We start from the raw sequence: 13,261 nt of genomic DNA on the forward strand, positions 1-13,261 counted from the left end.
GCACCGGACCGGCGGGTGCGGCGCAGCGCGGGCTCAGTCGCGCAGCGGCACCGACCAGAACAGCTCGGTGCCCTGCGGCTCGGCACGGCGTACCTCGAAGGTGCCCCCGTGCCGCTCGGCGCGCTCGCGCAGGTTCACCAGCCCGCCCCGGGCGGCGGCCGGGTCGCATCCCACGCCGTTGTCGGTGACGGTGACGGTGACCCGGGCGGCGTTGACGAGTATCGCCACCGACACGGCGGTGGCCTCGGCGTGGCGTACCGCGTTGGACAGCGCCTCGCGGAGCACGGCGGTGAGATCGGGGCGGACCTCGTCCGGCACGGCGCTGTCGATCGGCCCGGTCAGCTCCAGCCTCGGCCGGAACCCCAGCGACTCCGCGGCGGCCTCCACCGCCTCGCGGATCTCGGTACGCAACGCCGCGCTCATCGGGGTGCGCAGCTCGAAGATCGTGCGGCGGATGTCCTTGATGGTGGTGTCCAGGTCGTCGACGGCGGCGTTGATGCGCTTGGCCACCTCCGGCCGCGCCGTCAGCGGCACCGCGCTCTGTAGTTGCAGGCCGGTGGCGAACAGCCGCTGGATCACCACGTCGTGCAGGTCCCGGGCGATCCGCTCACGGTCCTCCAGGACCACCAACTGCTCGCGTTCCTCCTGGCCGCGGGCGCGTTCCATGGCCAACGCGGCCTGGCCAGCGAAACTGCCCAGCAGCGTCACGTCGTCGTCGGTGGCACCGCCGTGGTCGACGGTGTGCGCGATCACCAGCACCCCGTGGAGAGTGTCGGCGGTGGCCAACGGGGAGATCACCGCCGGCCCGGTGTGCAGCACCGCCGGCCAGGGGGCGGCATGGGCGAGATCCTCCACCGAGTCGTGCCGGCCCTGTGCCACCGGGCCGGAGAAACTGGTGTCCGCCGCCGGCAGGACCGTGCCGACCAGAGCGCGGGCCTGGGCACCGGCACCGTCGACGACCTCCACCGTGAAGTGGTCCGCATCCGCGTCGTAGAGCAGTACGAGGGCCAGCTCGGCCTCGGCGACCTCCCGGGCGCGGCGCGCCACCAGGGTCAGCGCGTCGGTGCGGCGCACCTCACCGAGCAGCAGCGAGGTGATCTCGGCGGTCGCCGAGAGCCAGCGTTCCCGCCGGTGGGCAAGCGCGTACAGCCGGGCGTTCTCGATCGCCACGCCGGCCGCCGCCGCGAGCGCCACGACGATCTCCTCGTCGTCCTCGGTGAACTCGGCGCCGCCCTGCTTCTCGGCGAGGTAGAGGTTGCCGAAGACCTGGTCGCGGATGCGAACCGGCACGCCCAGGAAGGTGTGCATCGGCGGATGGTTCGGCGGGAAGCCGTAGGAGTTCGGATGCTGCGTGATGTCCGGCATCCGCAGCGGCTTCGGATCGTCGATCAGCAGGCCGAGCACGCCGCGGCCGTGCGGCAGGTCACCGATCTTCGCGTGCAGTTCGGGGGAGATGCCGTGGGTGATGAAGTCGTGCAGCGTCCGGTCGGGACCGATGACCCCGAGCGCGCCGTAACGGGCACCGGCCAGGTCGCAGGCCGACTGCACGATGCGTCGCAGGGTGCTGCGCAGATCCAGGTCGGTGCCGATGCCGACGACCGCGTCGAGCAGCGCCCGGAGCCGTTCCCGGCTGGTCACCACCTCGCCGACGCGGTCGAGCATCTCCTGGAGCAGCTCGTCCAGGCGGACTCGGGACAGCGGGCTGAGGCCGAGCGACGGTGGCTCGTGCCGGGGGTTCGGTGCACCGACGGTCACCCGGCGATGCTAACCGGCGACGGGCGGCGGGAAAACGCCCGACGCCCGCCACCCTTCGCTACCGAACGCCGGCCACTCGGCGTCACCGAACGTCGGTTACCCGGCGTTGCCGGACACCGCCGAGGTGTCCACCACCTGCTCGCGGGGCAGCCGCGGGGTGTGCGGCGGGCCGGCGTGGGCCGGGTCGGCGACGCCCAGGCGCAGGACCAGGTACGGGTGACCGAGCCCGGAGAGCACCCGGCGCAGGGTCTGCCGGGTGGCCGGCACCTCCACCACGCCGCTGAGCGGCACCATCGAGACACCGAGCCGGGTGGCGGCCAGCCAGGCGGCCGACAGCGCCTCACCGGCGCGTAGCCAGTCGACCGGCTCGTCCTCGTCGCCGTAGAGCACCCCGTAGGACGCCGACTGGTCGTGCCCGGGCCCGACCGGCAGGGTGCCCGGGCGGCCGAAGTCCCGGCCCGGCACGGTGGTCTGCGCGGGCTGCTCCGGCAGCACCTCCGGGGTGAGCCCGGTGCCGCCCGTACGGCTCGTCCAGTACTCCAGTTCCTCGCGGAACCGGGAGTCGTCCGCCTCGACGGTGGCGGCGTGCGAGGCGGAGGCCGCCAGTTGCAGCACCTGGTCGCGGTCGAGGATCTCCAGCTGGGCGCCCTCCCGGCTGGCGGCGGACGCGATGGCGCTCAACGAGTCGTCCGCGACCGGCTCGTCGCTGACCGGTCGCCGGTCGGTGTGCCGCACCTGCATGCACTGCACCGACCGCATCGCGTCCGGGTCGGCGCCGGTGGCGCGTGGCTCGGCCAGCCGGGCGAGCAGGTCGGGGTCGTCGGGGTCGGGCATCCGCTGGACCGTCGCCGCCCAGCCCTCGGCGGCCAGCGCCAGCCGGGCGTGGTGCAGCGCCGCTCCGCAACTGAGCGTGACCAGCTCGCCCTGGGGGTCGGTGGCGACCAACTGGCTGTCGCGCACCACCCGCAACTCCAGCGCGTCGGGCAGCACCCGCCAGCGCCACGGCTGGCTGTTGTGCACCGACGGCGCGTGACCGGCCATCGCGGCGGCCTCCGCGAGAGCGGTGGTCAACGGGCGGTGGGTAGCCGGCGTCTGGTGGCTCATCCTCACGACCTTTCCGTCTCTGCCCATGGTGCCGCACCTCGGTACGGCTGTGGGTGCGGTCCGGTTCATCCTGCGCCATCGTCCAACGGCCCGCACGACCCGCACCGGTGAGCCGCGTTCTGGCCGGACCGCCCGACACGGGAGCCTGCCGGCTGGGACCATCCGCAGGTGGGAGAGCAGCGGCCGGCCGGTGACCGAGGCGCGGACGAATGCCTGCCGGAGCAGCCGGCGCGGCCCGAGCCTGGTGGGTCCGGTCCGCGACGCCGGGGCTGGTGGCTGTGGCTCCCGCTGACCGGACTCACGTTGCTGGTGCTGGCCGGTGCGGCGGTACGACTGGCCGGGCGGTCGGGTGCGGCCGATGCCGTGTGGGCGGTGGCCACCCTGGTCGCGCTGCTGCCGGCAGCCGGGTCGGTGCTGCGCGAGCTGTGGCGGCGGCGCTTCGGCGTGGACGTGATCGCGGTGCTGGCACTGGGCGGAGCGCTGGTGGTCGGCGAGTACCTGGCCGGCGCGGTGGTCGCGGTGATGCTCGCCACCGGCCGGACCCTGGAGGCGTACGCGCAGCGCCGGGCGACCCGTGATCTGCGGGCACTGCTGGAGCGGGCACCACGTACCGCGCGGCGGCGCACCGCCGACGGTGGGATCGAGGTCGTGCCGGTGGACCGGGTGGCGGTCGGCGACCGGTTGCTGGTCGGCCCGGGTGACGTGGTCGCCGTCGACGGTTTCACCGAGACCGCCGTGACGTTGGACGAGTCGGTGGTGACCGGGGAGTCCCGGCTCGTGGAGCGGGCGGCCGGGGCGCCGGTGGCCAGCGGCGTGGTCAACGCCGGGGCGGCGTTCGGCCTGCGGGCGACCGAGAGCGCGGAACGCAGCACGTACGCCGGGATCGTCCGGCTGGCCGAGGAGGCGACCGCTCACAAGGCGCCGACGGTGCGGCTGGCCGACCGGTACGCCGCTGCCTTCGTACCGTTCACGCTCGTGCTGGCCGGGGTGGCCTGGGTGCTCTCCGGCGAGTTCCTCCGGGCAGTGGCGGTGCTGGTGGTGGCGACACCGTGCCCGTTGCTGCTGGCCACCCCGATCGCCATCGTCTCCGGGCTGTCGCGGGTGGCCCGGCGCGGGGTACTGGTGCGTGACGGCGGTTCCCTGGAGGTCCTGGGTCGGGCCCGCACCCTGCTGGTCGACAAGACCGGCACGCTCACCGCCGGCCGTCCCCGGGTCGCCGACACCGTCGCGGCTCCGGGCGGCGACCCCGACGAGGTGCTGCGGTTGGCCGCATCGGTGGAGCAGCTGTCCCCGCACGTGCTGGCGGCGGCGCTGGTGCGGACCGCCGGGGAGCGTGGTCTGCGCCTCGTCACCCCGGAGGAGGTGATCGAGGAGCCGGGTCGGGGGGTGAGCGGACGGGTGAACGGCCGGCGGGTCCGGGTCGGGCAACTCACCGCGGAGTTGCCCGAGTGGGCCGAGTCGACCCGCCGTCGGGCCGGCCCGGCGGGACACTCGCTGGTCTGGGTGGCCGACGAGGCCGGGCCGCTCGGCGCGGTCCTGCTGGAGGACCCGGTACGCCCTGACGCCCGGCGGACCGTGGAGCGGCTGCGTGCCGCCGGGCTGACCCGGATCGTGATGGTCACCGGGGACCGGCCGGAGGATGCCCGGCGGGTCGCCACCGCAGTGGGCGTCGACGACGTGCTGGCCCGCTGCACCCCGCAGGAGAAGGTGAGCCGGGTACGGGCCGAGGCGGACCGGGCGGTGACCGTGATGGTCGGCGACGGGGTGAACGACGCCCCGGCGCTGGCGGAGGCGAACGTCGGCGTGGCGATGGGCGCCACCGGAGCCACCGCCTCGGCCGACGTCGCCGACGCCGTGCTGAGCGTCGACCGCCTCGACCCGCTCGCCGACGCCGTCGAGGTGGCCCGGTACGCCCGTCGGATCGCCGTGCGGAGCGCCACGGTGGGGATGGGGCTGGCGGTCGTGGCGATGGGGTTCGCGGCGGCCGGTCGACTGCCGCCCGTGGTGGGCGCGTTCCTTCAGGAGGGCATCGACGTGCTGGTGATCCTCAACGCGCTGCGCGCACTCGGCGGTGGGCCGCGCGGGCCGGCCTGACACCGGCCGGCCCGCGCGTGCCTCAGCGTTCCCGGACCACCGCCACCGGGCAGTGGGCGTGCTGGAGGAGCTGCTGGCTGACCGAGCCGAGCAGCATTCCCCGTAGCCCGCCGCGCCCCCGGGTGCCGACGACGATCAGCTGCGCGTTGCGGCTGGCGTCGATGAGCAGGCCGGCCGGTGCGGCGGCGGCCGTCTCGACGGTCACCTCGACGTCGGTGAAGGTGTCCCGCCAGCGGCGCAGCGCCTCGTCCAGCTCCGCCGCGTGCTCGGCGCCCGCCGCGTCGCGGGCCTGATCGCCGATCAGGCTCCACTGGTCGCGTCGGGGCTGCCAGGCCCGCACCACGTGCAGCGGCACCCGACGCAGTGCGGCCTGTTCGAAGGCGAAGCCGAGGGCCAGCAGCGACTGCTCGGAGCCGTCGACGCCGACCGCGACGTGCCCGGCCCGGGCCCCCTCGGCGGACCGGTGGCGGACCACCACCACGGGACAGTGCGCGTGCGCGGTGACGCTGACGGCGGTCGAACCGGCGAGCAGCCCGGCGAAGCCGCCGTGCCCGCGGCTGCCCAGTACCAGCAGGCCGGCCTGCGCCGAAGCCTCCTCCAGCATCAGGGCGGGTGGGCCGTCGAGCACCTCACCGCGTACGTCCAGGCCGGGGTGGGCGGCGGCGGCGTCCGCCGCCGCCTTGCCGACCAGTTCCTCGACCTGGCGGCGGGCCTGCTCGTCGGGCCACATCCCGGGCGTCACGCCCGGCCCGACCCAACCGGCCACGGTCAACCACTCGAAGACGTACGCCAACCGGACCGGCCGACCGTCGCGGCGGGCCTGATCCAGCGCCCACTCCAGGGCCGCCGCGGCGTCCGGCGAGCCGTCGTAGCCGACCAGGATCTCCGCGCCACTCGACGGCGTGGTGCTGCGCTCGCTCATGACAGGTACCCCCTTCACCGGTTGGTCGGGTCGGTCTCGCGGACCCAGCGCCACTCGGCCACCCGGGGGTCGTCCTCGCCGAACCGGCGGGTGTAGTCGCGGGCCGACTGGCGCGCGTCGGTCATCTCCTGCCGCAGGTGCGCGGCGCGGGCGGCCAACCCCGGTACCCGATCGATCACGTCGATCACCAGGTGGAAGCGGTCCAGGTCGTTGAGCATCACCATGTCGAACGGCGTGGTGGTGGTGCCCTCCTCCTTGTATCCGCGCACGTGGAGGTTGTCGTGGTTGGTGCGGCGGTAGGTGAGCCGGTGGATCAGCCACGGGTAGCCGTGGTACGCGAAGATGATCGGCTTGTCCTGGGTGAACAGCGTGTCGAACTCCGAGTCCGGCAGGCCGTGCGGGTGCTCGGAGGCCGGCTGGAGGCGCATCAGGTCGACGACGTTGATCACCCGGACCTTCAGTTCGGGCAGGTGCTGGTGCAGCAGGTCGGCCGCGGCCAGGGTCTCCAGCGTCGGCACGTCGCCGGCGCAGGCCAGGACGACGTCCGGCTCGCTGCCGTCGTCGGTGCTGGCCCAGTCCCAGATGCCTACCCCGCGCCGGCAGTGCGCGATGGCCTCGTCCATGGTGAGCCAGCTGGGCGCGGGCTGCTTGCCGGCCACCACCACGTTGATGTAGTGCCGACTGCGCAGGCAGTGGTCCATGGTGGAGAGCAGCGTGTTGGCGTCCGGCGGCAGGTAGACCCGTACGACCTCGGCCTTCTTGTTCATCACATGGTCGATGAAGCCCGGATCCTGGTGGGAGAAGCCGTTGTGGTCCTGCCGCCAGACGTGGCTGGAGAGCAGGTAGTTCAGCGAGGCGACCGGCTGCCGCCAGGGGATGCCGCGGGTGACCTTCAGCCACTTGGCGTGCTGGTTGACCATCGAGTCGACGATGTGGATGAACGCCTCGTAGCTGGTGAAGATGCCGTGCCGGCCGGTGAGCAGGTAGCCCTCCAGCCAGCCCTGGCACAGGTGCTCGGAGAGGACTTCCATCACCCGCCCGTCGGGGGAGAGATGCTCGTCGCCGTCGACCGTGCCGGCGACCCAGGCCCGGTCGGTGACCTCGAAGGCGGCCTGGAGCCGGTTGGAGGCGACCTCGTCCGGGCCGAACAGCCGGAACGTCTGCGGATTCGCGGCGATCACGTCCCGGACCCACTTGCCGAGTTCGCCGGTGGCGCTGGTGACCGTTTCGCCGGGTCGAGGCACCTCGACGGCGTAGTCGCGGAACTCGGGCAGGACCAGATCGCGCAGCACCGAGCCGCCGTTGGCGACGGGGTTGGCACTCATCCGCCGCGCTCCCTTGGGCGGGAGGTCGGCCAGCTCGGCGACGGGCGCGCCGGTGGCGTCGAACAGCTCCTGCGGCCGGTAGCTGCGCAGCCACCGCTCCAGCTCGGCCAGGTGCTCCGGGTTGCTCCGCACCTGGGACAGCGGCACCTGGTGGGCACGGTAGGTGCCCTCGACCCGCTTGCCGTCCACATCGCGTGGCCCGGTCCAGCCCTTCGGGGTACGCAGGACGATCATCGGCCAGCGTGGACGTTCGACGGTCGCGCCGGAGCGGGCGTGGCGCTGGATCTCGGCGATCTCGTCGAGGGCCCGGTCCAGGGTGGCCGCCAGGGTCTGGTGCACCACGGCCGGATCGTCGCCGGCCACCACGTACGGCTGGTAGCCCTGGCCCCGCATCAGGTCGAGCAGGTCGGACTCGGGGATGCGGTCCAGCACGGTCGGGTTGGCGATCTTGTATCCGTTGAGGTGCAGGATGGGCAGCACCGCCCCGTCCCGGGCGGGGTTGAGGAACACGTTGGACAGCCAGCTGCCGGCCAGGGGACCGGTCTCCGCCTCGCCGTCTCCGATCACGCAGGCGACGAGCAGGTCGGGGTTGTCGAAGGCGGCACCGTACGCGTGGCTGAGCGCGTACCCCAGTTCGCCGCCCTCGTGGATCGAGCCCGGCACCTCCGCCGCGACATGGCTGGGGATGCCGCCGGGGAAGGAGAACTGGCGGAACAGCCGGGCCATGCCGGCCTCGTCGCGGCCGATGTCGTGATAGAGCTCGCTGTAGGTGCCTTCGAGCCAGGTGTTCGCCACCAGCGCCGGACCGCCGTGCCCGGGCCCGGTGATGTAGATGGCGCTGAGGTCCCGGGCCACGATGGCCCGGTTCAGGTGCGCGTAGATCAGGTTCAGCCCGGGGGAGGTGCCCCAGTGCCCGAGCAGGCGGGGCTTGACGTGCTCGGGGGCCAGCGGTTCGCGCAACAGGGGATTGTCCAGCAGGTAGATCTGCCCCACGGTGAGGTAGTTCGCCGCCCGCCAGTAGGCGTCGAGTCGGCGCAGTTCGTCATCGGTCAGGGTGCTTTGCAGGTCTACGGCGGTGTCCATACTGCTTGAGCCTCTCGCGGGTCGGTGAATCCTGCATCCGCAACGCGCGGGTTTCCTCTGTCAGCTTCGCCGAATCGGCGATTCTGGATCAGGGCCGTTGGTCCCGCCGGCCCGGGTGTCACGACCCGTCACTGTCCGGACCGCCGGTCACCCCGCGCACCACGATCACCGGGGCCGGGGCGTGGTAGAGCAGTGACTGGCTGACCGCGCCGAGCATGCCGCGCCACGGCTCCTCGCCCCGCGCGGCGACCACCACCAGCTGCGCCGAGCGGGACTGGTCGACCAGCACGTCACCGGGTTCGCCCTCGATGACGTGACACTCCACGGCGGCGTCGGGATGACCGGTCCGGTGACGGGAGACCAGCTCATTGAGGCGCTCGGTGGCTTCGTCGACGATCCCGTCGGAGTCGACCACCCACGTCGCCAGCAACCGCGCCTGGTGCCGGGTGGCGCAGGCGAGCGCCCACTCCAGCGCGATCTCGGCGGAGGCCGAGCCGTCGAGGCCGACCAGGATCGGGCCGGACGGCGGCGGTTCCCGCCGGGCGACCAGCACCGGGCAGTCGGCGCGGGCGGCCACCTGCACGGCCGGACTGTCGGCCGGGATGCAGCGGTCGCAATGGGCCATGCCGCCGTCGCCGACCACCACCAGAAAGGACGCCTCCGACCGGCGGACGAGGTTCGCCACGGCCGATCCCTCGGCGATCTCGGCGGTGACCGGCACGCCCGGCGCGCTCTGGTTGGCCGCCGCGGTCGCCTCCGCGATCAACCGTTCGGCGTCGGCCCGGGAACTGGAGACCGCCGGCGCGTCGAAGGCGGCCCAGTTGAAGGCGTGCAGCAGGTGCAGCTCGCGTCCGTGGGCGGCGGCGACCCGGGCGGCGATCCGGGCCACCGGCAGAGCGTCCTCCGGGCCGACGCCGACGAGCACCGGCGCGTCGATGCCTGGGGCCATCCGCCATCACCCCCGCAGCTGTCGCACTCGGCCTGCTGTTGAGGCTAGTCGCGCCGGTACGGCCCCGGGGCGTGATCGCCCGGGACGACAGCTCGGGGTGGGCGGTCAGTGCGCGGGCCGGGCCCGGAGCACGACCGCGCTGGCATTGTCCGCCCCGCCGGCGTCCAGTGAGGCGAGCAACAGGGTCCGGACCGCGTCCGCCGGGTCGGGTTGGGTGAGGGCCTCCCGCATCAGGTGGTAGCTGACCTGGTCGCTCACCCCGTCGGTGCAGAGCAGCCAGGTGTCGCCGGGACGCAGGGTCACGGCCAACAGGTCGGCCTCCGGTGCGGCCGGATGGCCGGCGTAGCGGGTGAGCTGGTAGCGGGCCCGGGCGGCGGCGGGAGAGTCGGCCGGGTACCAGCCGTGCAGCAGACCCAGCCAGGCGACCGTGTGGTCGGTGGTGACCAGTTCCAGCAGGTCGTCGCGGAGCCGGTAGGCACGCGAGTCACCCAACTGGACCACCCAGCCCTGCCCACCCTGCGGCTCGACGACCAGACCGGTCAGGGTGCAGCCGGTCAGTTGAGGGCTACCCCGGCCGGCCTCGAGTACGGAGGCTTGGACCGCCTGGGTAACGGTGCGTAACCGCTCTGCCCCGACGTCGGGCCACGCCTCGCGGACCAGCGCGGCGAACGTGGGTACGGCGGCGGCACCTGCGCGACGGCTGCCCTCACCGTCGCCCATGCCGTCGGCCACCACGGCGAATGGGAGCGCGGAATCGAGGTGAAGTACGTCGTAGTTGTCGCGGTACCGGTTGCCGACCACGCTGCCGCCGGCCATCTCCAGATTCAGGTCGGTGAGCGTGAAGCGACGTACCTCGTCTCTCGCGTCCCGGCTCACTGGACCTCCAACCTGACGATTGACGCGGAGCTGCGCGCGGCCACGACCCTAGCGAAGGCGAGCACCACGAGAGTGTCAACCGAGGTTGACAACCCTATGGCGTCAATGTAGGTTGACAGCATGAGTCAGGCGACGGAACTCGCGGCCGCGGCCGGCAGCACCGACCCCCGGGTCGGCCTGCGTGCGGTCCGCGCCCTACGCCGGCTGCTCGAGCGGCTCGAGGTGGTCCAGGTCGACAACGCCCGACGTCAGGGCTGGTCGTGGCAGGAGATCGCCGACGCACTCGAGGTCAGCCGGCAGGCGGTGCACAAGAAGCACGCCGGACGACCGGCGGTCGAATCCTCCTGGGAGGCGTGATGTTCGAACGATTCACCGACCGTGCCCGCGCGGTCGTGCGGCAGGCGCGCGACGAGGCGCGTGCCGAGGGGCAGCGGCCCATCGGCACCGAGCACATCCTGCTCGCCATCCTCGCCGACGGGGACAGCCTGGCCGTGCGGGTGCTCCGCGACGCGGGCGTCACCGCCGACGAATTGCGTCGGCGGATCCGCCGCCACACCGAGACCGGAGACAGTGGCCTCGGCGAGGCCGACGCGGCCGCCCTGCGCGAGATCGGCATCGACCTGGCCGCCATCGTCGCCCGGATCGAGGAGTCCTTCGGCCCGGACGCCCTGCGCGAGGCGGCGCCAACGCCACGCCGCCGATGGGGGCGGCGACGGTCGGCGGGCGGCCCGTTCTCCGCCCGCGCCAAGAAGGTGCTGGAACTGTCGCTGCGCGAGGCGCTGCGGCTGCGTCACCGCCACATCGGCACCGAGCACATCCTGCTCGGCCTGCTGCGCGAGGGCAACGGGCTCGCCGCGCTGGTGCTCAGCGAGGCCGGTGTGGACCTGGCCGACGTGCGTCGTCGAATCGAGGTAGCCCTCCGCGCCAGCGCCTGACCCTCCCCGCATCCCCCAGCGGGTGGAACATGAGTGTGGGTGGGTGCTCGTGCCCCGCCGGTCGTCGGCCGAAACCCCCGACGAGCGGCACCGGCGGGTGAACCGACCCACAGGTCGCCGGGTCGCCCGGCGCGGCACCGTGCTGCACACTGACGCGGTGGAACCTGGACGGCACGAAGGGCCGCTACGCAGCGCGGTCGTGGTCAACCCGGTCAAGGTGGGCGATTCCGACGCGTTGCGCCGTACCGTCGGTGACACGCTCGCCGCGGCGGGCTGGCCCGAGCCGCTGTGGTTCGAGACCACCGCGGACGATCCCGGCCGGGGCCAGACCGGGCAGGCCCTCGCCGCCGGGGTCGATCTGGTCTTCGCCTGCGGCGGTGACGGCACCGTGATGGCCTGCGTCGACGCTCTGGTCGGCACCGAGGTGGCGCTCGCCGTGCTGCCGCAGGGCACCGGCAACCTGCTCGCGGCCAATCTTGGGCTCTCCAACGACCTGGCCGCCGGCCTGGCGGTCGCGGTCGAGCGTGGGCGACGCCTGCTCGACGTGGGTGAGGTGGACGGGCAGCACTTCGCGGTGATGGCCGGCATGGGTTTCGACGCCCAGATGCTCGCCGCCACCAGCGAGACGACCAAGCGGCGGATCGGCTGGCCGGCGTACGTGGTGGGCGCCGCGCGACACCTGCGGGACCGGCCGATGCGGGTGTCGATCCGGCTGGACGACCAGCCGCCGCTGCGCCGCCGCGCCCGTTCGGTGCTGGTGGCCAACGTCGGCCGGCTCCAGGGCGGGGTGACCCTGCTGACCGAGGCGGAGCCCGACGACGGGTACCTCGATGTCGCCGTGCTCACGCCGCGCACCCTGCGGCACTGGCTCTCGCTCGGGTGGGGGGTGCTGCGCCGGCGTGGCCGGGTGCCGCGGATGGAGGTGTACCGCGCCCGCCGAGTGGAGATAACCAGCAACCGGACGCAACCTCGGGAGCTGGACGGCGACCTGATCGAACCGGGCCGGGTCCTTCGGGTGCAGATCCGGCGTCGGGCGTTGTGGCTGTGCGTGCCGCTACCGGAACGGGCACCCGACCTGGCCGAGGACGCGGCAGCCGCCGCCGAGCGGGGTGAGCGCCTGGTCGAGGAGGGCCGAGGTGAGCGCGAGGAGTGAGCTGGCGAGCCCCGCGGTGGCGAGCGGAGGGTGGGCGGTCCGGTGAGCAGCACCAGGATCGTGCCGGAGACCCGGCTGATGTCCGATGAGCAGCTCTGCGCCGATCACGCGTGGCAGACGCTGCGCCGGGAGGGCGGTTGGCACCTGCTGCGCGACGCCTTCACCCGGTTCCGCTACGGCGACGGGTTCAGTCACTCCCGGGCGTTCGCGTTCCAGCTCTGCCTCGCCGTGGTGCCCTTCCTGATCGCTCTCACCGGGTTGATTTCCGAGCTGGGGGTGGCCGAGGGCGGCGAGGTGGTCGCCGACACGGTGCTGGCGTTGACCCCCGGTGCCAGTGAACAGGTGGTCGCCGAACTGCTCGGTGAGGACGACGAGGTGGGCGCCGAGCGGGTCGAGGAGATCGGCGAGGTGGCGCTCACCCTCGGCCTGATCACCGGGCTGGTGGCGCTGACCAGCACGATGGCGCAAATCGAGCGGGGAGCCAACCGCATCTACGGCGTCGAACGGGACCGCCCGGCCCTGCGCAAGTACCGGCGTGCGGCCGTGCTCGCCGTCACCGCCGGTCTACCGGCGCTCGCCGGGTTCCTGATCCTGGTCGGCGGTGGGCCGATGGGCGACTCGGTGGAACGTCACTACGCCTGGGGTGACGTCGCCAGCACGGTGTGGGACGTGGTGCGCTGGCCGCTCAGCCTCGCACTGACGGTGCTCGCCGTCGCGGTGCTGTTCCGGCACGCGCCCCGACGCCGTCAGCCCGGTCTGTCCTGGCTGCTGTTCGGCGCCGGCATCGCCACCGCACTGTGGTGGCTGGCCAGCCTGTTCCTCGCCGGCTACGTGCGGTTCAGCGAGGACTTCGGGCAGACCTACGGTGCGCTGGCCGGGATCATGGCGCTGCTGCTCTGGGCGAACCTCACCGGGATGGCGTTGTTCGGCGGTCTGTCCTTCGCGGCGCAACTGGAGGCGGTGCGCATCGGCGTGCAGGAGCCGGCCAAACCGGACCTGTGGGAGCCCGACACGCAACGCGCCGCCCTGCACGACACCGGCGAGATGACCGCGCTCTGAGAGACC

The 13,261-nt window shown here is 73.3% G+C and carries 11 protein-coding genes; 5 read left to right on the forward strand and 6 right to left on the reverse strand.

The window, feature by feature from the left end; translation table 11 throughout:
- Positions 1-33: 33 nt before the first annotated feature.
- The gene (locus SM447_RS27825; RefSeq protein ID WP_474575875.1) at positions 34-1,662 is read right to left on the reverse strand and encodes a GAF domain-containing sensor histidine kinase; all 1,629 of its coding nucleotides are present in this window, start codon (positions 1,660-1,662) and stop codon (positions 34-36) included.
- A 189-nt stretch (positions 1,663-1,851) separates the two neighbouring features.
- A complete protein-coding gene (locus SM447_RS27830) occupies positions 1,852-2,859 on the reverse strand; it encodes an Acg family FMN-binding oxidoreductase (protein ID WP_474575849.1) in 1,008 nt (335 codons plus the stop codon).
- Between the two features lie 168 nt (positions 2,860-3,027).
- On the opposite strand from SM447_RS27830, the gene SM447_RS27835 reads away from it, so the two are divergent.
- A complete protein-coding gene (locus tag SM447_RS27835; RefSeq protein WP_474575850.1) occupies positions 3,028-4,953 on the forward strand; it encodes a heavy metal translocating P-type ATPase in 1,926 nt (641 codons plus the stop codon).
- 22 nt (positions 4,954-4,975) lie between these two features.
- Here the strand turns inward: SM447_RS27835 and SM447_RS27840 are convergent, their stop codons facing one another.
- The 4 genes from SM447_RS27840 to SM447_RS27855 all read right to left on the reverse strand — a co-directional run bounded on the left by SM447_RS27840 (position 4,976) and on the right by SM447_RS27855 (position 10,108).
- Positions 4,976-5,875 (reverse strand): universal stress protein, encoded by a 900-nt coding sequence (locus tag SM447_RS27840; RefSeq protein ID WP_474575851.1) that lies wholly within the window; start codon positions 5,873-5,875, stop codon positions 4,976-4,978.
- A gap of 14 nt (positions 5,876-5,889) precedes the next feature.
- Positions 5,890-8,283, reverse strand: coding sequence for a phosphoketolase family protein (locus SM447_RS27845; protein ID WP_474575852.1), 2,394 nt, complete (start codon positions 8,281-8,283; stop codon positions 5,890-5,892).
- 118 nt (positions 8,284-8,401) lie between these two features.
- Positions 8,402-9,232 carry a universal stress protein gene (locus SM447_RS27850; protein ID WP_474575853.1) on the reverse strand — a complete coding sequence of 277 codons (831 nt, stop codon included), beginning with the start codon at positions 9,230-9,232 and terminating at the stop codon, positions 8,402-8,404.
- A 105-nt stretch (positions 9,233-9,337) separates the two neighbouring features.
- Positions 9,338-10,108, reverse strand: coding sequence for a PP2C family protein-serine/threonine phosphatase (locus SM447_RS27855; protein WP_474575854.1), 771 nt, complete (start codon positions 10,106-10,108; stop codon positions 9,338-9,340).
- Between the two features lie 120 nt (positions 10,109-10,228).
- Between SM447_RS27855 and SM447_RS27860 the strand changes: the two genes are divergently transcribed.
- The 4 genes from SM447_RS27860 to SM447_RS27875 all read left to right on the forward strand — a co-directional run bounded on the left by SM447_RS27860 (position 10,229) and on the right by SM447_RS27875 (position 13,255).
- Positions 10,229-10,465: an HTH domain-containing protein gene (locus SM447_RS27860; RefSeq protein ID WP_013732409.1), complete on the forward strand. Its 237-nt coding sequence runs from the start codon at positions 10,229-10,231 to the stop codon at positions 10,463-10,465.
- A complete protein-coding gene (locus SM447_RS27865; protein ID WP_474575855.1) occupies positions 10,465-11,043 on the forward strand; it encodes a Clp protease N-terminal domain-containing protein in 579 nt (192 codons plus the stop codon). Before SM447_RS27860 ends, SM447_RS27865 begins: the two co-directional genes overlap by 1 nt.
- Before the next feature lie 157 nt (positions 11,044-11,200).
- Complete coding sequence (locus tag SM447_RS27870; protein WP_474575856.1) at positions 11,201-12,196, forward strand: diacylglycerol/lipid kinase family protein; 996 nt, start codon at positions 11,201-11,203, stop codon at positions 12,194-12,196.
- A 42-nt stretch (positions 12,197-12,238) separates the two neighbouring features.
- A complete protein-coding gene (locus SM447_RS27875; protein WP_474575857.1) occupies positions 12,239-13,255 on the forward strand; it encodes a YihY/virulence factor BrkB family protein in 1,017 nt (338 codons plus the stop codon).
- Positions 13,256-13,261: the final 6 nt, after the last annotated feature.

The sequence above is a fragment of the Micromonospora aridisoli genome, assembly GCF_056150025.1.